This window comes from Acinetobacter sp. YH12231 (assembly GCF_013417755.1).
GTDB lineage: Bacteria > Pseudomonadota > Gammaproteobacteria > Pseudomonadales > Moraxellaceae > Acinetobacter > Acinetobacter amyesii.
Map to the genome: position 1 here is coordinate 16,327 of NZ_VPDJ01000014.1, position 20,562 is coordinate 36,888.

The following is a 20,562-nucleotide window of genomic DNA, read 5'->3' on the forward strand; positions in this document are numbered from 1 at the left end:
AGAAAAAACCTAGTCTAATGCGCTCAGACTAGGTTTTATTCATTGATTTTTCAAGAGGATTTCTGTGACTTTACCTAGACTTACTTAGAAAAGTCTGTGCAAATTCAATTAGAAACCAAATTCAAGACCAACCGTAAAATTACGACCGACTTGAGGAATATTGGCAAGGAATGACGTGTGAGAGTAAACATCTTCATCCAATAAATTATTGGCTTTGAAATAGACTCGATAATCATTTTGATCTTTCAATTGACCACTATAGGCCACACCCAAATTCACCATATTGTAGCCATCTGTTTCACGCTCAAATGCAGTGATTTTGTCTTGTTTGAATACATGTGAATATTCTGCAAGACCTGACCAACCATCGGCAAAGTCAACATCGACCTTGGTTCCTAAACGCCCTGCAGGCACACGTGGCGCATTTTCACCATCAATTTTGCCGCGAACATAATCACCAAAGACACTGAGTTTATACATATCATTGATGGCATAGCCTACTTGAGCTTCCGCGCCATAAAACTTAGCTTTGTCTTGGGTGTAATCAACTAAGCGGAAGTTTTCAAAATTATCTTTGGTTGCGGCATAAATGTAGTTGTCATACCAGTTGTGGTACACATGAACGTGATAATCCAACTGATCTTTTTCATAATGGAAACCTAATTCTAGATTATTGGATTTTTCAACATCTAGATTTTCATTCCCACGTTCATAGGTATTGGTCGCAAAATGCTTGCCATCTGCATACAGCTCTTGCGCCAATGGCAACCGCTCTTGATGAGAACCCACCCAGGACAATTTATAATTGGGTGCAAACGCCCAATTCACAGCACCTGAATAAGAGATGCCATAATCATCATAGTCTTTTTGTGCAGAATCGATTTGAATTTTCTGCTGATCTACACGGGCGCCCAGCTCGACATGAAAATCACCAAATTGTTTATGCTCTAAACCAAACACACTCCATTTTTGGGTTTTATTTGGATTCATCAGTGACTCTTCACCACTAATATTGAGCTTTTGCTGATTGTATTGTGCTCCTATCACACCTTCCCAATCCGCAATCGGGTTATGCACCAACTCTAAACGACCATCGTAACCTTTACTTTTAAAGGTTGTTGCCGCTGTATCGCCTTCAATTTCATCATGTTGATAATCGGTATAACTTGCATGTGCACGGATTTTTTGGAAGCCCGCAAACGGATTCGCAAGTTCGGTACGGAAATCATAGCGTTCTGACTTTAAGTCGACCCATGGGCCTGCGGCATCATGATCGTGATCATGTTCGTCATGGGCTGAATGATCATGCTCATCGGTATGCCCATGGTTGTCATGACCATCACAATGTAAATGGTCATCATGTGGATGACAGCTTTCATATTCATGACTATGCCCCGGTAAGCCATATTGGTCTTGACGGTTGCTATAAGACAGTCCAGCAAAACCGGGCTCATGAATCCATGAAGCACCAATCGTTACATTTTCGCCTTCAGCAAAAGTATTACCCACACGACGTTCTTTTTCTAACTCACCCTCATGGTCATGGAAATAATCGGGTGCAATATAGTCATTGGCTTTACGCTTTGATCCCTCAACTCGCAGTGCAAAATTTTCTCCTAGCGCAGCAGTGACACCTGCACTCGCTAATTTTTCGTCACTACCTGAGTTATAACGTAGCCCAACCTGCCCCTCTAAACCATTTTCAGGCATCTGCGTTGGAATTTTTTGATCGGTAACATTCACCAACCCACCAACCGTCCCAGCTGCATACAATAAAGTGGATGGCCCACGAATCACTTCAACTTGTTTCGCTAAAATTGGATCAACCGTCACTGCATGGTCAGGGGATAAAGTTGAAACATCTGCTGTTTCAGATGCATGCTCCAAAACTTTGACACGTGGCCCATCTTGCCCACGCAGCACAGGTCGACTTGAGCCTGCACCAAACTGATTTGAATATACACCCGGTTGTCCGGCTAACGCATCACCAATTGTGACGCCACCTTGTGCAAGAGCTTTATGTTGAATGACATTATCGGCAACAGCAAAATCTGCCGCACTTTGGTTTAAAGGATGGACCTGAACATTAATCGCTTCGAGCTTTTGTACCTGTTGTTCTGGGTCATCGGCATAAAGGTTGGGTGCAATCACTGCAAAAATCGAAACAGTTATTAAATTCTTATGAAAAGACATGTTGGAGAGACTCAAATCAGGCTATTTTTGAATAATGTTATAATATAACATTTCATTCGTTTTGCAATAAAAAACATTCTAATTTGCCCAAATCATATACACTCACCTATACCACATTGTATTTATTCATATATTTATTTTAATTCAATGCCTTTTACCATATCCCATGCTGTACTCGCACCGCCTATTTCCAAATTAAGCGGAAATCGCCAGCCTATTGCAGCACTCGCAATTGGTAGCATGGTGCCAGATTTATTCCGTTTATTTACTAATGCTGACTATGCAGGTTCACATCAATGGTCGGGGTTAATTTTTCCAAACTTAATCCTTGGTTTGCTGTTTTGTGTGCTGTGGTATGTGCTCTATCGCCCGATGTTATTTGCTTTTTTTGGTTTAAATAAGCCGCTGCATCTACAGAGTCTTAATCAATGTTGTGGGTTTATCCTCAGCCTCATCCTCGCACTCATCATTGGAACTTCGACGCATATTGTTTGGGATGGCTTGACCCATGTTGACTTTCGCACCTTTGCTTTTAAGGATCTGTTAAGTCTGCCGATTCAATTTTTCGGTCATTCATATCCCCTACATCGTGTGTTGCAAATTGGATTATCTGGCTTGGCCCTCCCCGTTTTGGCATGGATGATTTATCGTCATCATCTTCACTATCGAAGTATAGTAAGCGTCCCCGCATCCATCAAAGTCTATGTATATGGTTTAGCGGCCCTGTCTTTAGCTGCGGGCATCGCAAGTTATTTTTATTTTGCTGACAGTATTTATTCAGATGCCTTTGTACACGACCTGTATGCCTATGTCGGCAAGGCTATTAATTATTTTTTCCGTGCATTTTTAGCCACGTTTAGCCTCGGTAGTCTGATATTTCTGATCTTAAGCAAGAGCACCAATATTTTTTCAACGTCATCGGCTTAAGCCCATCATTGACCGAAAATTTGCTGTAAATTTGGCTGTTTTAGCAATAAGTCCTTGTGACAAAACAGCCAAAAAGAGGCATAATCCCCTATTCGAATAAAAGCGGTACGCTGTTTACGTATTCGCTGACCTTAACCCATATAGTTGGATTTCTAACGCTATGATGCGAACTCATTACTGCGGCTCACTTACTGAAGCCCAAATCGACCAAACCGTTACATTATGCGGTTGGGTTCACCGTCGCCGTGACCACGGTGGTGTAATCTTCCTTGACATGCGCGACCGTGATGGCCTTGTTCAAGTAGTGATTGACCCTGATACTCCTGAAGCTTTCGCGACTGCTGATAAATCACGTTCAGAATTCGTATTAAAAATTACAGGCCGTGTACGTCGTCGTTACGAAGGTACTGAAAACGCGAATATCGTGAGTGGTCAAATCGAAGTTTTAGGCAAAGAAATTGAAGTTCTTGCTGCGTCTGAAACTCCTCCATTCCCATTGAATGACGAAAATACCAATATTTCTGAAGAAGTACGTTTGAAATATCGTTTCCTCGATATTCGTCGTCCAGAAATGTTAGATCGTTTACGTTTCCGTTCTAAATTAACAAACCTGATTCGTAACTACTTCGAAGAAAATGGTTTCCTAGACGTTGAAACACCGATTTTGACTCGTGCAACTCCTGAAGGTGCGCGTGACTATTTAGTACCAAGTCGTGTTTCTAACGGTAGCTTCTACGCACTTCCACAATCTCCGCAATTGTTCAAACAGTTGTTAATGGTTGGCGGTATCGATCGTTACTACCAAATTGCTAAATGTTTCCGTGATGAAGACTTACGTGCTGACCGTCAGCCTGAATTCACACAAATCGACGTTGAAACATCGTTCATGAGTGACGATGACATCATGGATTTAATGGAACGTTTAACGGTTAAGATGTTCAAAGAACTTCTAAACGTTGAATTCGACAAATTCCCTCGCATGACTTATGCAGACGCAATGCGTGACTATGCATCTGATAAACCTGACTTACGTATTCCTTTGAAACTTGTTGATGTTGCAGACATGATGCAAGACGTTGAGTTCAAAGTATTCGCAGGTCCTGCAAAAGATCCTAAAGGCCGTATTGTTGCGCTTCGCGTACCAGGTGCTGGCGCGCTTCCACGTAGCCAAATCGACGAATACACTAAATTCGTTGGCATTTATGGCGCGAAAGGTTTGGCTTACATCAAAGTCAACGAGCTTGAAAAAGGCATCGAAGGTCTTCAATCTCCAATCGTTAAATTCATCGAGCCTATCGTACTTGATCTATTGAAACGCGTTGGTGCTGAAAATGGCGACATCGTGTTCTTTGGTGCGGACAAAGCGAAAATCGTAAATGATGCGATGGGTGCTTTACGTATTAAAATCGGTCACGACATGAAACTTGCAACTTGCGAGTGGGCGCCACTTTGGGTTGTTGACTTCCCAATGTTCGAAGAAACTGATGACGGTAAATGGACGTCTGTTCACCACCCATTCACGCTGCCAAAATCAAGCGTTGAAGAAGTGAAGAACAACCCAGGTGCTGCACTTTCTGTTGCTTACGATATGGTATTGAACGGTACTGAAATCGGTGGTGGTTCACTTCGTATTTATAACCTAGAAATGCAAAAAGCGATCTTTGAAGCGCTTGGTATTTCTGAAGAAGAAGCAGAAGAGAAATTCAGCTTCTTGCTTAACGCCTTGAAATTCGGTGCGCCTCCTCACGGTGGTTTAGCATTCGGTCTTGACCGTTTAGTGATGTTGATGACTGGTGCATCTTCTATCCGTGACGTGATTGCATTCCCGAAAACTAAGACTGCGGAATGTCCTTTAACTCAAGCGCCTGCGCCAGTTGAAGCGAACCAATTACGTGACTTAGGTATTCGCTTACGTGAAAAACCAAAAGCTGAAGAATCTAAATAATCTTACATTTTAAGATTTAGATTTTAAGTTTCAAAAAACCCTGCGCTATGCAGGGTTTTTTATGTCAACCTACAAAAGGTGGTAGAAAACCTACAAAACATAAATTAAAGATTTGATTTACTTTGCTAATATCAAAACGCTTCAAGTACGTTATGATGTTGCACTACATCCTTTGAGCAATGGATAGCTCAATTTTCCACTTCCGATTATTTTGTTTTTAGATTCAGATCTTTTTGTACTTTTCACTGAATAAGTCCGGTCTCTTGGCAAAATTTATTTTATCCCATGCTGTCAATTTTGAGACCTTGTGATTCATGTACTTTCTATTCAAAATCATCGCGCTATTGCCACTTTGGCTGTTACAAAACTTGGCTTTGATGATCGCGTTTATTCTTAATCTATTTAATTCATCGATCAAACGTATCACTAGCATCAATATTCAACTGGCCTACCCAGATTTGTCAGCGACAGCGCAGAGACAGCTCGTCAGCCAAAGTATCCGCAGCCAATGCCTGACCTATATTGAATTTATTAAATGTTGGGGTATGCCGCCGAGTTATAGCTTGAGCTTACTGAAAAATATTTATGGTGAAAATATCCTCACGGAAGCGCTTGCGAATAAAAAAGGTGTGATCGTTGTGGTTCCGCATTTTGGCTGTTGGGAATTACTGAACGCATGGCTCAACTTATATACAGAACCAATGATTATGTATAAACCGAATAAAAATAAAGGGATCAATCGGTATCTGTTAGAAGCACGAGAGAAGTTTAATGCAACCTTAGTCCCGACAGATGAAACAGGGATCCGTGCCATTTTTAAGCATTTAAAACAAGGTGGCCTAACGGTCATTTTACCTGACCATTTACCGAAGCCTTCAGGCGGTATTTATTCCAATTTTTTTGGGCAAAATACTTTATCAATTACACTGGTTTCAAAACTTGCTGCAAAAACCCAATGCAATGTCATTGGCTTAAGTTGTATCCGACAACCCAACTTAAGGCACTTTGATGTGCATTGCCAAACCTTATCAGACGAGATTTTATCTAAAGACTTACAATCCTCTGTCGACACCCTCAACATCGCGATGCAAGACATCATTAACCAAGCACCAGAACAATATATCTGGTCTTACAAACGCTTTCGTGTCTGCTTTGGTAATATCAATACGTACCGCAAATAAAGGTGATCTGAGAACATCTCAACCTTTAGAGTTGTGTTCCGCAGGCTTGAATTAATCTTATTTAATTGAGATCAATTATCGACAGTGGCATAATAGCCTCAATTTCCACTTTAAGTGATTCTCCTATGGCTATGCGTCCTGAAGTCCGTCGTCGTGCAATCGTGTTGATTGTTTTTTCTGTCGTACAATGGTTGTTCATGCGCTACATTTTAGCCAATGAATTATTCAACTTAACCACCTATAACCGAATCGTTTTATTCTGTGTCAGCAGCCTTGCAGGTGCATTATTAATCTTTGTCGGTTTGATTTATATGGTGTTGAAAGGTAATGCGGATAAGGAATGATTAAATAAACTCTAGGATTCAGTATTTTATGCATGACTGGTATACTAAAAGATAGTTAGCTTACTTTTTGATTTATCATGAATAAAATTTTATTTATTATTGACCACTTAGGTTGTGGCGGAGCGGAAAGAATAACTTTACAATTAGCTGAATATCTAGCAACTCATGAGCATAGCATTCATTTAGCAGTGTTAAATGGCCGATTGAATTATTATCACTGTACAGCTAATATAGCTTATACTGATTTACAGTTATGTGAATCTTTTGCATACGGCAAGATGTGGAAAAATAAAGTATTATCGCCCGATGAAAAAACAAAAATTGATACTTTACTGACAAATAATTTTGACTTAATTATTACAGGCTATAACAATGGCCATTGGTTAGCACCTTATCTAAAAGGTAATGTATGGCATTGGATTCATGGGGATCTTTTAGAATTTAGAAAGTTCAATAATCCATTAAAGCAAATTAAAGAGTATATTCGTTTTTTCAAAAATAAACGCAAATTTGCTAAATTATTTAAAAATAGAAATTTGATTACAGTAAACCGTGATCTAGAATCTAAAGCTCAAACCTATACTCAACCAAAATCAACAGTCACCATTGCAAATGGGGTACAAGTATCAGATGACCTTATTGCTCAAGCTCCATATACTGAAAAAAAATGGGATGTGATTTTTGTAGGACGTTTGGTTCCAATTAAACAAGTAGATCATGCAATTAAAGCATTTTCTATGAGTAATCTAAGTGGCAAAATGGCAATTGTTGGAGATGGGTCTGAGCGCCAAAAACTTGAAGCGCTTACAAAAGAACTTAACATCTCTGACAGAGTTGACTTCTTAGGTTGGGTAGATGAACCTCATACACTGATGCTACAAAGTAAATGCCTTGTTATGTGTTCTCTGTACGAAGGTAGTCCTGTAACATTAGCTGAAGCAATTGCCCTTGGTGTCCCCATCATCAGTTATAATTCTTCAGCAGGTATTACAGATTTATTTAGTGATGAAATAAAATCTATCGCTTTGGTTGAAAGCCAAAATATCCCACAATTATCAAAAAATTTATTATTAGTTATAGATAGACCATATTTATACTCTGAAAATAACCAGAATATAATTAGCATGAAGAATATGAGTGATAAATTTTTGAACTTTATTTCTAACTAACGTTCAAAAAAATATCGTCATAATATTTTTTTATTGAGTATTTTATAATGATCCCTAAAATTATCCATTATTGTTGGTTTGGCCCAAAACAAATTCCAGAGGATTGTAAAAAGTTAATTGAAAGCTGGAAAATATATTGCCCTGACTGGGATTTTAAATTATGGAATGAAGAAAGTTTTAATATAACATCACATCCATTTACACAATCTGCATATGAAGCAAAAAAATATGCTTTTGTTTCAGACTATGTACGAGCTTGGGCTTTAAATAAATTTGGTGGTGTTTATCTGGATACAGATGTAGAGTTGAAAGCATCTATTGATATTTTTCTTAAAAGTCAAGCTTTTACTGGTTTTGAAATACAAGGATACCCATTTACAGCCCTATGGGGATCTGAAGCAAATCATAAATTAACGCAAAAAGTTTTGTCTTATTATGATAATCGAATCTATCATATAAATAATGAAACAAATACTACGTCCGTTTCACAAATTCTTATTGAAGATTTTGGAATCGACCCTGATAAAAATTGCTATCAAGTAGGAAAAAGTGACTCTTACACTATTGATATATATCCTTCCACTCACTTCTGTCTCGATCTTCCTCCTAATTTTGCGACACATCATTTTTATGGTTCTTGGTTGGAAACTCAACACAAAACAGCTAAACAGTATTTAAATGAGCAGTATCAAATTAATCAAATGATGCCACATAGTAATTTTATCAATAGCAAAAATTATCTACGGGCATTAGCTAAAACCCTAACCTTGAAATCTCTTTTTTTCTTAATTCGTCAATTTATAAAAAGGTAAAAAATAAGCCAGTCGTTAATAATGACTGGCTTATTATAAATCTATACCAAATTTAAGGTCATACAATATGTTTTCTAAAAAAATAATATTGTAATAAACTTAAAATTTTAGGATCATGCAACTAACTCTATTTATAAAAGTGAATATACTAAAAATCATAAAAAAAATTTTGAATAATTTTTACGACTTTTTCAGATGCATAACCATCGCCATATGGATTAACAGCTTGTGACATTTTCTTATAATGATTTGTATCCTGTATAAGCAATGAAACAGTGTCAATAATTTTTTTCTTATCAGTACCTACAAGTTGAATTGTTCCTGCTTCAAGTGCTTCAGGACGCTCAGTATTTTCACGAGTAACCAGTACAGGAATACCTAATGATGGTGCTTCCTCTTGAATTCCACCAGAATCTGTAAGAATTAAATAACTATGCTTCATTAACCATACGAATGGTAGATAATCTAAAGGTGCTATCAGAAATATATTATGTTGCTGAGATAATATTTGAGATACTGTTTCCTGCACCTTAGGATTTGGATGAACTGGATAAACAAACTGGATATCTGGATAGAGATCTGATAATTGTTTTACAGCTGCGCATATATTCTCAAGACCACCATCAAGATTTTCTCTACGATGTCCTGTAATAATAATTATTTTTTTATTTCGATTTAAAAAATGAAACTGCTCTTGAAACTTTTTATCTAAAGTCATAGAGTTTTCTATTTTATTTTTAGCTATATATAACGCATCAATTACAGTATTTCCGGTTACAAAAATTTGTTTTTCAGAATATCCCTCTTTCAATAAATTCTCTTTTGCTTCCTGTGTCGGTGCAAAATGAAAATTTGACAGAATACCTGTCAGCTTACGATTAGCTTCTTCTGGCCAAGGTGAGTAGATATTTCCTGTTCTTAAGCCTGCTTCAATATGACCAATTTTAATTTTATTATAAAAAGCGGCTAAGCTCGCAGAAAATGTTGTAGATGTATCCCCGTGTACCAATACAAGATCAGGCAAAAAAGAGCGATAAACTTGATCTAATTGTTGAATCATCTGTGTTGTGATATCGGTTAAACCCTGTCCTTTTTTCATAAGGTTTAAATCAAAATCTGGCTGGATATCAAAAATTTCTAGTACAGAATCAAGCATTTCACGATGCTGAGCGGTAACACATACCTTAGTACTAAAAAGCGGAATAGACTTCAATTGATGCACCAATGGAGCCATCTTTATCGCTTCAGGACGCGTACCAAAAACTAATAGGATGTTAAACAAATGATTAGACCTTCAATGACAATAAAATTTTATAGAGCATTTAAAAACATATCAATTTTTCTTGCAATAATAGAGAATGCATATCCGTTTCTCGCATCTTCATAACCATTTTTGGATAGCTTTAAAATAAGTTCCTTATTTTTAATCAAATGCTCTATCTTTTCAGCCAAACTCTCAGAATCTCCACACTTTGCCATCAAACCATTTTCACATTGTCGAATAATCTGCTGAACACTAATGTGATCACTCGCAACCACGGGTTTCCCCCAGGCAAAAGCATCTAATATGGCTAAAGGTTGAGTGTCATTCATGGTAGGAACAAGGGCAATATCAATATCTCTATAGAATTTTGTTTTATCATTGCCCCCAATCCATCCAAGAAACTCAACTTCATTTTCTAACTTAGAGTCTTTAACTTGCTTGATCAAGGATTCCTTTTGCTCACCTTCTCCAGCAATTAACAATTTAACTAGATAACCTCTTTGCTTCAGTTGTTTTACAGCAGAAATTGCTATATGTGTACCTTTATATTCAACTAAACGCGTCATAATACCTAAGACTACGGGTTCCCCAAGGTTTTTAGCAAAAGAAGGTTCATCATCTGGTAAATGTATTAAATTTGAAATAACCGCTTGTGATTTTTGACTCAAATCTACCCCTTTCTTTTTAGCAGCCTCAGCAACACACTGCCCTACATAAGGAGTAATATGAATAAATCCATCTGCACGTAATGTTCTTTTCACGTTATGACTATGATTCATCGTAATAACAGGGCATTGAATTCGTGCAAAAAGCAGTGCATTTTTAAATAAATAAACCGCACGCCCACTATGAGCAATCACCACATCAGGTTTATAGTGTCTTAACCATAGTGCTAATTTAACTGTAGCGACTGGATCATAAAATCCTGAGTTATTTAGGCACCAAGAGCGATAGCCCTCAATTTTTTGCTTTTGATTATCAGTGCCATAAACAATCATCCCCTCATGACCCTTACTTTCTAAAGCCTCATAGGTATTAAGCATTGCTTGCCAACGCCCGCCCGAGGCATCCCCATAAACCGTTTGTACAACTTTCATAATTTACTCAAAATTTAATCATCTTCAGTTTTGCTTTTATTGACTAGATTCACTCTAAATAAAGTAAATTCGTTCTTTAGCATTGTTCAATGCGCTTTAAATTATGCAAGATTCAAAGCTTGAACGAATTTAGTTTGCAAGATATCAACGTGATTTTGATCTTGAAACTTAGGACTATCTAACAGCTCATTCACCTCTTGAGCCTCTACACACATCACATAAGGATTCATCTTCCGATAATAGCTCTGGAAATTTTGACTAAGCTTGGTATTCTGAAAAAGTGGCACAATCACATTCTTATTCGCAATTATTGCCTCACTTAACATCGAAGTTGAGTCAGGTGAACAAATAATACTATGCGCAGAAAAAATCAAATCCTGTATTGTAATGCCTTGCTCTTGCCCAAATAAAATCAGCTTAACATTCGGCAAAGATAATTCTTGCTTCAACTCCTGTTGTAATAGTTCAGGAGTACGCCTTGATGTACAAACAAAATATTTTTGAGTCATATTTTGCAAGGCCAAATTTTTGATTAAATTTAACCAATTTGAACCACTACCAATTTTTACATCTGCTGTATCGGCGCCTAACAATATACTCACAATAGATTGGTCCAGATTCAAACCGAGTTTATTTTTTGCATTAATCTCATCTTGTTTGAGATTAAAACTCACCATCTTATTTGGAGCAATAGGATAAAATAAATAAGGAGCTTGATTTTCTTTATGTGGATCAATCGTAAAGACTACATCATAAGCAGATTCAGGCATACCTCTTAATGATGTTGCAATTATATTTTTTAAACTCGGATTACTATTTATTAAAATTTTTTTCAATAATGCATTCGCTAAAAGCGTATCACCACCTGCAGATACAATATAAAAAAGATCAGATGTTTCATTCAAAGTTTTTAAAGCTTCTGGCGTTAAGAAAAAGCTTAACATCCACTCTTTAGACAGCATATTATAAAACCGCTTAAAAATTTGCTGTACAATTTTTTTAGGCTTATTAATTGTTATCTTAATAATCTCAAAATTCTGCGCTTTATTAAGTAATTTCGCAATGCCAATAGATTGCGTTTCATGCCCAGGCTTACCATCAGTTAATAGTACAATCTTAACCATCCTAAGCCACTCCATCTTGAATTAATTTACTATATATCTCACAAGTATGATTCAGCATCATGTTAAAACTTAAATGCTGTTGAGCTTTACTAAAATAAGGAACATAGTTGTCTAAAGGATGATCTAGTTCTAAGTACTTTAAAATCACGGCATGTAACTTAGCTACACTAGCTGGCTGACATAATAAGTCTTTGGGCACAAATTCGCTCATCATGCCAACATCTGTTCCAAAAACAGGTCGATTGAGTAACAATGCCTCGCTCAAAGTATAAGGTCCACCTTCACGATGTGAGGAAACAACCAAAGCCTCATGGTGACTAATTTTCTTCTGGATTTCATGACTAAATCCACAGAGCTTAATCCGAGACTCTGAACCCAGATCACCAATCAACTTTTGTAAACGATCAAATTCTTCGCCTTCCCCATAAATATTGAGTTCTGCATCAATATCCTTCCAGGCTGTGATTAGTATGTCAAAACCCTTAACTTCATTTAAGCGACCAATCGCAATAAACTTTCTATTTTTCTCCCATTTATTAGGCTTTTCCGACAAGTCAACACCGTTATAAATCACTGATGTCTTAGAAGGTAGGTCTATTTGTTCTGCTAACTTTTGACTGACTGCAATAATATGATCAAAAGCAAAGTAATGTTTTAATTTAGATTTTGCACCATGAATCGTAACCACACATGGTACAGAGATTTTATCTATTAACCCACTCATGAGCTGTGCTGTCTTCGATGCGTGTGCATGCACAATATTAGGCTGAGTCATCTTAATTTTTTTCAAAAGCTGATATTTGGTCCATGGATTATGACGACTACCACTCATATCAAAACAGATACATTGAACATTATTATTAAAAAAAATTTTAAAGCGCTGATGTGCGATTACGCTCACGTCATGTTCATTTGCTAAACCATTTGCAAGTTCAATAACATGTTTTTCTAAACCACCATCTTCACAGCTAGCCATCACCAAAGTAATACGCACAGACTACCCCTCACGCTTACCTAATTTCATCCGCAACTTCACCGCAAACATTGAGTCCTTACCACTAACTTTAATCCGTTGTAATTGCATAAAGTCGGGACTTAGGCCATCAATGCCCTCTTTGGTGGTCACAGCATTGCTATAACCTGCCTGCTCTGCTAAACGCACATCGCGCTCAGAATAAATGCCGAAAGGATAGGCAAAACTCTCTACGGGTTTTAATATTAAATTTTCTAAAGCTTGTTTAGATTCATCAAGCTCTTTCAAACACTCAGCATCATTTAATTTATCTAAATTGGCATGCGTTAATGTATGTGAACCAATTTCGACAATACCACTTTGTGCCAAAAAGCGAACTTGCTCATCATTAAGTTTCGGTTCACGTGCCAATTCACCACTATTATGATGGGCTTTTTTATAGGTCGACCAGTCACGATCATGGCGATCAACCACCACATAAATAGTGCCTTTGGCTTGGTACTTTTCTAGTATGGGAAAAGCATTCTCTAAATTATCTAAATAGCCGTCATCAAAGGTAATTGCTACAGTTTTTTTAGGATGCTGCCCCCAATTTTGCTGCAACTCATGCATTGTGACAAAATGAAAACCCTCAGCTTTCATCCAAGCCACTTGCTTCTCAAACTCTTCAGGTTTAACCCGCAACTTATTAAATTTTGCACCATCGATATGCTCAGACACCATGTGATACATTAAAATACGCGGTCTTTTCCAATCTACAGCGGGCTTCCACCAAGCATATTTATAACTCCACGCGAGTAAAATCATGAGTGTAAAAATACAAATATAAATCACAATATGGACCAAACCAAAGTTCCTTTCCAAATAGTGCCACAGTCCTCTTCATAAGAAAAGAAAAGTTCTCAAATTGAGCGAGCCGTATTGTGTATTTAAAATTCCATTAAAAAACTGAATTCTATATTGAATAGAAATCAGTTTTTAAGTCCCTTTTAAATTGAGTGCTGCCTTATTGTGAACATAAGGCTTTGGCTTCTTTAGCGTTTACTTCTGTAAATTTACTAGAGCTATCCAGCGGTAAATTAATATTAATAAAAATTTGATCGTTATTTTCATTTGGATTAATAATTTTACGTCCAAATGAAGCAGCAACAATTTTACCCAATTCATAATTTGTCATATAACAATTTGAATATTGAAGATCATCTACCCATTTTTCAGCACCATTGACCCCAAACATCAGAATTGGCACAGCAGCGGACTGCAAAATTGGAGTTCCATGCCCCCATAAACTATTCTCACCAAATAACTCACCATGATCTGATGTATAGAAAATAAGCGTTGGCTTAGAACTCACTCTTTGAGCTGAGGCTCTCAAGGCTTTAAAAAAATCATCTTGAAAATGCATTGAGTTATCATAAGTATCAACTAATTTTGAAAACTCATCTTTATTGCCTGTATAAAAATTATAAGCCTGCGGGTAGTTTTCTTCATATGCAAAATGACTATTACGCTGGTGCAGAACCATAAAATATGGCGTTTTCGCTAAAGCCTCTTTCTTCTTTTCCATCAACTCTATTAATCGCATATCAGTTGTATTCTCTGGCATTTCTTTAGAGAAAACATCATGAAATTGATTAATATCTTTCATGTTTACTAAAGATGCGAGAACGCCAGATTTTTGATTAGATAGATATAAGGTATTGCGGCCAGTCTCTTTAGCAAGCGTAAATAAATTTGTTTGCATGGATAATAACTGCTCAGCATTATCTGGTTCATAAATAACATTAAGCAAAAGTGGAACACCAATACGTGTAGAAAAACCTCGACTGATGCCATAAAAATATTTAAATCCTGATTGCCCATTAAGTGAGCTCAAAAATGGGGTGGTTTGCCTTTCATAACCATATAAGCCCAAATGTTTAAATGCAGTACTTTCACCAACGACCACAATCACATTAAAGTCTTGCACTGTATCAATATTTTCAACACTGTATTTTGAATATACTTTTTTAGCTTCAGGTTCTGAAAATAAAGATTTACTGCTTCCAATTAAAAAGTTGGAAATACAATTAATGGTATTTCTCACAACTGGGTAATGTAGATTATTTTCAAAGACTTTTCCCTTTAAGGCTGGAACCATAAGTCCCATTAAACCTAATACGGCAACCATAAAAAAGAGGTATTTTTTATATCCTGCTTCTTTATTGTTTACATATTTCAAAATATAAATAGTATTTAAAACAATCAGCAGTAAATATAGACACAGCGGAATAAGGAAAATTTTTATTCCACCAGACAATCCTCCCATAATATCGGCAAATTCATAAAAAAATTGACTAATATCATAAGGCATTAATAAACGGCCAAAATAGGTCAAAAAAACAATATTGGAACCAATAATGTAAATAATAAAGTTAGTTACAATTAAGGAAAAAGTTTTATACCCAGATAATAAACTGAGATAAAATAAAATGAAAACTAATATGTAACTTTCAACATATTTTGAGAACTCAATACTTACTACGCCATTCTTTGTTAAAAAGTATTCTGCCCCCCCCCAAAAAAAGCACTAAAAAAAATGTATAAAAAAAGTGAATTACACTCTTTTTATGTAGAAGCAATCTCATTCCTATCTCCGATAATGTTCTTGTATCAGGACTTGCTGCTATTTTCCTTAGATACAAATTTTGAACGCCACTGTACTTAAGTTACGGCTTTTTTTCCATCATTTATTTTATTGATATTGTTCAAAAAAAGCGTAAGCGTTAGTCACTGCATTTTAGTATCTTAATTTATCTAGATGTTTATATTAAAGAATCTGTTCATTATTTGAATATTTCAACTGCAACTCGAGTTGCTTCAGCAAAATATTGTGGTTGAGCTAACTTAGACAAGGCAGTAAAATGAGTAATATACTGTTGATGAAAAAGGTGATCGACAGATGTTGTAATTCGATCATGTCTGAGTCGATCCACTTCTATCACCCCGACTTTACAACCCGCGGTGAGAGCCTCGTAAATCATTGAAACACTATCTTCAGTTACCCAAACCGCTTCGGCTTTTTGCATTTCTTCAAAAATCCAACCTTGCGGAGTGACTTCAACTGGGAAAATCTGTACTTTTTCAATATTCTTTAACTGTTTTAATTCTACTAAAAACGCTTTTGGTGTGCGCCGTGAAGTGGTCAAAATGATTTGTGAATTTGGATTCTGCTCGACTATTTGTTCAATCGCTTGGAGTACTTTAGCCGCATTCCACTGATGGCGTTTTGACGAGCCCCCCAAAGCGATCAAGATTCGACCATGCTGATGCCGCTCTTCATTTACAATAGGATTTAACGCACCTTGTGTGGTTAGTACTTTATTAGATGCCTGAATACCATCGTGCTGTGGAATCACAGCATAATCAAACCATGCAAACGGCAAGCTTGGCTTCATTAAAATAATGGTTTTGGCTTTGTTATACACTTTGCCCAACAGCCATACCCTAAAATGTGTATGGCTGCCGACGCCAAAAATATAGGTTGGCTCGTGTTCTACGGCATGAACTTGATGGCTAAACAGTGCAGAAATAAGTGTCGCTATAGGCAAATCATCAATTGAAATTTCTTGAAATGTGACTGCTTCCTGAGATTGGCGCTGCATGGCCTTAAATAAACCTAGAGCCTGTGAGCGATGTCCTGCTTTACCATCACTGACATAAACAATATGCATAGTCTCGTTCCAAAAAAATTCAATATCTTCAAGCCAATAAAAAAGGCGAAACTTAGTTTCGCCTTTTCATCTTAACCGATCAGCTTATTTTACGTAAGTTAACCAGTGCGCATATTTAGGGTCTTTACCCTGAACCGCATTAAAGAATGCAGTTTGGATTTGCTCAGTGATTGGACCACGACAACCTTCACCAATTTGACGGTCATCATATTCACGGATTGGCGTCACTTCAGCAGCAGTACCTGTGAAGAATGCTTCATCAGCGATATAGAATTCGTCACGTGTAATACGACGTTCAACCACTTCAAAACCAAGGTCTTTCGCAATCGTAATAATGGTTTGACGGGTAATACCATCAAGTGCACCACCCGCGATGTCAGGAGTATGAATCACGCCATCACGAACTAAGAATACGTTTTCGCCTGAACCTTGACATACATAACCTTGTGGGTCGAGTAACATTGCTTCGTCATAGCCAGCATGTGCCACTTCTTGGTGGGCAAGAATTGACAAAGTATAGTTACCAGATGCTTTTGCTTTACACATGGTCACGTTTGGATGATGGTGCGTAAATGAAGACGTTTTAACACGAATACCCTTCGCCATCGCTTCATCACCAAGGTAAGCACCCCAGCTCCATGCAGCAACAACGGCATGAATTGTATTGTCAGTTGCTGCAATACCTAATTTTTCTGAACCAATAAAAATAATTGGACGTAGGTAGCAAGAAGCCAATTTGTTTTCACGAACCACATCAATTTGAGCTTGTTCTAATGCTGCATGATCAAATGGGACTTTCATTTGATAAATTTTTGCAGAATTTAATAAACGCTTAGTGTGTTCTTTTAAACGGAAAATAGCCGTTCCATTCGGAGTTTCATAAGCACGGACGCCTTCAAACACACCCATGCTGTAATGCAATGTATGTGTTAATACGTGAGTTTTCGCCTCACGCCAATCAACCAATTGTCCATCTTGCCAAATAAAACCATCACGATCAGCCAAGTTCATGGCACACACTCCAAATTTTTATACACAGTCATTTTTATCCAATGCAAACGTTGCAGTTGGATCAATTAATCTTTGCCATAGCTTGCAAACGACCACTCGGGTATCGTGCCAATCGTCAGCTGAAACTTGCATGGATTGATTCGCAAGTGCTAAACGGTGGCTCTCGGCTCGTTCACGGAGATAAGCTTGAATCAATGCTGTCGCATCGGCGCTGGATAAGCAATCCGTTCTTGCGGCATCCTCAAGGATTCGTACGTTGTCAGAGTAATGGGCGAGATCGGGATTCGACCCACTCCATGCTAATACTGCATACTGTGCCATAAATTCGATGTCAACGATACCACCTGCATCTTGTTTTAAATGAAAAATTCCATCTTTTTGCTGCTCTTTAGAAGAACCTAGATGGTCTTTCATTTTTTGTCGCATTTTTAGCACTTCTGCACGAACATTGTTCTCATCTCGTGGCTGAGTCAAAATATTGCAGCGCAAGTTTTCAATTTCAATCCGTAAACTGTGCTCACCTGCAATGGTTCTGGCACGTACCAAAGCTTGATGCTCCCAAACCCAAGCATTCTTTTGTTGATATTGCTCAAAAGCTTTTAAGCTGGTCACCAATAATCCCGCCTCTCCCGAAGGTCGTAAACGTGTATCCACCTCATACACTCGACCATCTAGGGTTTGCGTGGTCATTAAGGACATAAATTTTTGTGCAACCCGCATGGCAAATTCAAAGCCACTAATTGGTTTCTGTCCATCGGTATCCGCTTGTTCATCCATATAGTGAATAAACACCAAATCCAAGTCCGAACCATAACCTAGCTCAATGCCACCCACCTTGCCATAACCAATCACCGCAAAAGCCGTGTGATCAATCGAACAACGCTGCCCTTCTGCATCAATTGGATAGCCATGTTTTTTGGCAACAATTTGATATGCCAAATGCAAGGTTGCATTCACCGACACTTCAGCAATATCGGTCAATGCATCCGATACTTTCATCAACGGGCTTTCGGCCAAAACATCACTAGCAGCTACTGCTAAGACATTGGATTTTTTAAATAATCGAAGAACACGCATCTGATCTTCAACTTGATCAATTTCAATTCGAAGCAGTTGTTGACGTAGAGAGTCTTCTAAATCTTTACGCTTTGGCAGCTCAAAATCCATCGACAAAAACTCGTCCAACAGCACGGGATAATGCGTCAATTCTTCGCAGATCCAAGGACTCACTGTTGCCATTTTCACTAATCGTTGTAATGCTCCTTTGCTCTCAATCAGCATCACCAAATAGACCGTACGGCGCAGCACCGACTCCACCAAAGGCATGAGACGTAGTAAGGCTACCTGAGGTTTATCTGACTGTAATATCGCCTCAATGAGATGTGGCCAAAAGGTTTTTAAGCGCTGTACAGCTTTGGCAGGTAATTTTTTCAGCGCATGCCCATACCAAAATTCGTGAATTAAATTTTTGGCATCATCATCTAGAACATCGTTCAACTGGGCTTCTAAATGACTAAAACTTTCCAATAACGGATCGGGTTCTTTTTCTTTAATAAGATGCTCAAATTGGTAAATGACTTTGGCACGCTTCTGATTGAGTACATGCAAAAAGTCATCCCAAGATGCAAAACCTAAAGTATCTAAAATACGTTGGCGGGGTTCAGGCTCATGTGGCAACGATTGGGTTTGCTGATCATTGAGCGCTTGTATCGCATGTTCAATACGACGTAAAAATAAATACGCATCTTCTAAATCAGCAACCGCGGTATTTTCTAATAATCCAACTTCACCTAAATGATGCAGACTCACTAAACATTGACGGTCTTGCAACTCGAGTTTTGAACCGCCATAGATGAGCTGAAAGACTTGAACAATAAACTCAACTTCACGAATTCCGCCTGCACCGAGTTTAATATCATCTTCGATATTACGACGTAGCACTTCACGTTCGATCATGGCTTTCATGTCACGCATAGCTTCGAAAGCGGTGTAATCGACATATTTGCGGAAGACGAATGGTCGGGTCATTTCTAGTAACTCTGCGCCTTCTTTACCGCCCGTGACGATACGTGCCTTAATCCAGGCATAGCGTTCCCATTCTCGGCCATGCTGGCTTAAGTATTTTTCTAATGCCGCATGACTGATTGCCAAGGCAGAACCATCACCCCATGGGCGAAGGCGCATATCTACACGGAAGACAAAGCCGTCTGCCGTAATATGGTCAAGCAGGTAAATTAATTTTTGTCCCCACAAAATACAGAACTGCTGTACATCGATACATTTTCGACCATTGGTTTCGCCCTGTTCATCAAAGGCAAAAATAAGATCAATATCACTTGAAAGATTAAGTTCCTGTGCACCAAGTTTTCCCATGGCAACCACAATCAGGTCTTGAACTTTCCCCTTATAGCCTAGCGGTTCGCCATATTTCGCAATCAACGGCTTTAGTGCAAAATCTTTTGCCGCACAGATGGACGCATCGGCAAAGTCTGAAAGCTCTCGAGTTAAGGTGACGACATCGGTGAGTTGATTGGCATCTTGCCAAATCCAACGGAACATGAGGCGTGCGCGCAGCACACGAATTACACGCATCCAGCTATTTTCATCTTGGATATCAGCGAGGCTGCTTGCGACAAAATGTTGAATTTGTGCTGTACTGAGCGAGGTTTGAAACTGATCAATTGCATAGTCTTGTTCTAAACTGGCCTGATGGATTCCGAGCACCTGTTCAGCATATTGACTGGCACGTAATGTTTTCTGCAATTGCTCCGCATTCATTTCACAAACCCTAGCGTGATTTTTTTCTAGT

The 20,562-nt window shown here is 38.0% G+C and carries 16 protein-coding genes; 6 read left to right on the plus strand and 10 right to left on the minus strand.

Going from position 1 to position 20,562, the window contains the following annotated elements:
• Nucleotides 1-108: 108 nt before the first annotated feature.
• Complete coding sequence (gene znuD, locus FTV11_RS09920) at nt 109-2,193, minus strand: zinc piracy TonB-dependent receptor ZnuD (RefSeq protein WP_180073928.1); 2,085 nt, start codon at nt 2,191-2,193, stop codon at nt 109-111.
• Between the two features lie 147 nt (nt 2,194-2,340).
• On the opposite strand from znuD, the gene FTV11_RS09925 reads away from it, so the two are divergent.
• The 6 genes from FTV11_RS09925 to FTV11_RS09950 all read left to right on the plus strand — a co-directional run bounded on the left by FTV11_RS09925 (nt 2,341) and on the right by FTV11_RS09950 (nt 8,571).
• A complete protein-coding gene (locus tag FTV11_RS09925; RefSeq protein WP_180073929.1) occupies nt 2,341-3,120 on the plus strand; it encodes a DUF4184 family protein in 780 nt (259 codons plus the stop codon).
• Nucleotides 3,121-3,280: 160 nt separating this feature from the next.
• Nucleotides 3,281-5,065: an aspartate--tRNA ligase gene (aspS, locus tag FTV11_RS09930; protein WP_180073930.1), complete on the plus strand. Its 1,785-nt coding sequence runs from the start codon at nt 3,281-3,283 to the stop codon at nt 5,063-5,065.
• 314 nt (nt 5,066-5,379) lie between these two features.
• Nucleotides 5,380-6,246, plus strand: coding sequence for a lysophospholipid acyltransferase family protein (locus tag FTV11_RS09935; RefSeq protein ID WP_180024548.1), 867 nt, complete (start codon nt 5,380-5,382; stop codon nt 6,244-6,246).
• Between the two features lie 125 nt (nt 6,247-6,371).
• On the plus strand, nt 6,372-6,590 hold the full coding sequence (locus tag FTV11_RS09940; protein ID WP_111885360.1) for a hypothetical protein: 219 nt from the start codon (nt 6,372-6,374) through the stop codon (nt 6,588-6,590).
• A gap of 77 nt (nt 6,591-6,667) precedes the next feature.
• Nucleotides 6,668-7,759 (plus strand): glycosyltransferase, encoded by a 1,092-nt coding sequence (locus FTV11_RS09945; RefSeq protein ID WP_180073931.1) that lies wholly within the window; start codon nt 6,668-6,670, stop codon nt 7,757-7,759.
• Nucleotides 7,760-7,806: 47 nt separating this feature from the next.
• Nucleotides 7,807-8,571, plus strand: coding sequence for a glycosyltransferase family 32 protein (locus FTV11_RS09950; RefSeq protein WP_180073932.1), 765 nt, complete (start codon nt 7,807-7,809; stop codon nt 8,569-8,571).
• Between the two features lie 148 nt (nt 8,572-8,719).
• On the opposite strand, the gene wecB is transcribed toward FTV11_RS09950, so the two are convergent.
• From wecB to glnE, 9 genes are all read right to left on the minus strand, one after another.
• On the minus strand, nt 8,720-9,853 hold the full coding sequence (gene wecB / locus FTV11_RS09955) for a non-hydrolyzing UDP-N-acetylglucosamine 2-epimerase (RefSeq protein WP_180073933.1): 1,134 nt from the start codon (nt 9,851-9,853) through the stop codon (nt 8,720-8,722).
• Nucleotides 9,854-9,882: 29 nt separating this feature from the next.
• Nucleotides 9,883-10,932 (minus strand): glycosyltransferase family 4 protein, encoded by a 1,050-nt coding sequence (locus tag FTV11_RS09960; RefSeq protein ID WP_180073934.1) that lies wholly within the window; start codon nt 10,930-10,932, stop codon nt 9,883-9,885.
• Between the two features lie 101 nt (nt 10,933-11,033).
• The gene (locus FTV11_RS09965; RefSeq protein ID WP_162689781.1) at nt 11,034-12,056 is read right to left on the minus strand and encodes an ELM1/GtrOC1 family putative glycosyltransferase; all 1,023 of its coding nucleotides are present in this window, start codon (nt 12,054-12,056) and stop codon (nt 11,034-11,036) included.
• A gap of 1 nt (nt 12,057) precedes the next feature.
• The gene (locus FTV11_RS09970; protein ID WP_111885807.1) at nt 12,058-13,050 is read right to left on the minus strand and encodes a glycosyltransferase; all 993 of its coding nucleotides are present in this window, start codon (nt 13,048-13,050) and stop codon (nt 12,058-12,060) included.
• Between the two features lie 3 nt (nt 13,051-13,053).
• On the minus strand, nt 13,054-13,863 hold the full coding sequence (locus FTV11_RS09975) for a polysaccharide deacetylase family protein (RefSeq protein WP_111885826.1): 810 nt from the start codon (nt 13,861-13,863) through the stop codon (nt 13,054-13,056).
• 172 nt (nt 13,864-14,035) lie between these two features.
• The gene (locus FTV11_RS09980; protein ID WP_180073935.1) at nt 14,036-15,382 is read right to left on the minus strand and encodes a sulfatase-like hydrolase/transferase; all 1,347 of its coding nucleotides are present in this window, start codon (nt 15,380-15,382) and stop codon (nt 14,036-14,038) included.
• Between the two features lie 472 nt (nt 15,383-15,854).
• Complete coding sequence (locus tag FTV11_RS09985; protein WP_180073936.1) at nt 15,855-16,742, minus strand: mitochondrial fission ELM1 family protein; 888 nt, start codon at nt 16,740-16,742, stop codon at nt 15,855-15,857.
• Between the two features lie 84 nt (nt 16,743-16,826).
• Complete coding sequence (locus FTV11_RS09990) at nt 16,827-17,753, minus strand: branched-chain amino acid transaminase (RefSeq protein ID WP_078191262.1); 927 nt, start codon at nt 17,751-17,753, stop codon at nt 16,827-16,829.
• An 18-nt stretch (nt 17,754-17,771) separates the two neighbouring features.
• Entirely contained in the window at nt 17,772-20,531 is a 2,760-nt protein-coding gene (gene glnE, locus FTV11_RS09995) for a bifunctional [glutamate--ammonia ligase]-adenylyl-L-tyrosine phosphorylase/[glutamate--ammonia-ligase] adenylyltransferase (RefSeq protein ID WP_180073937.1), read from the minus strand.
• Nucleotides 20,532-20,562: the final 31 nt, after the last annotated feature.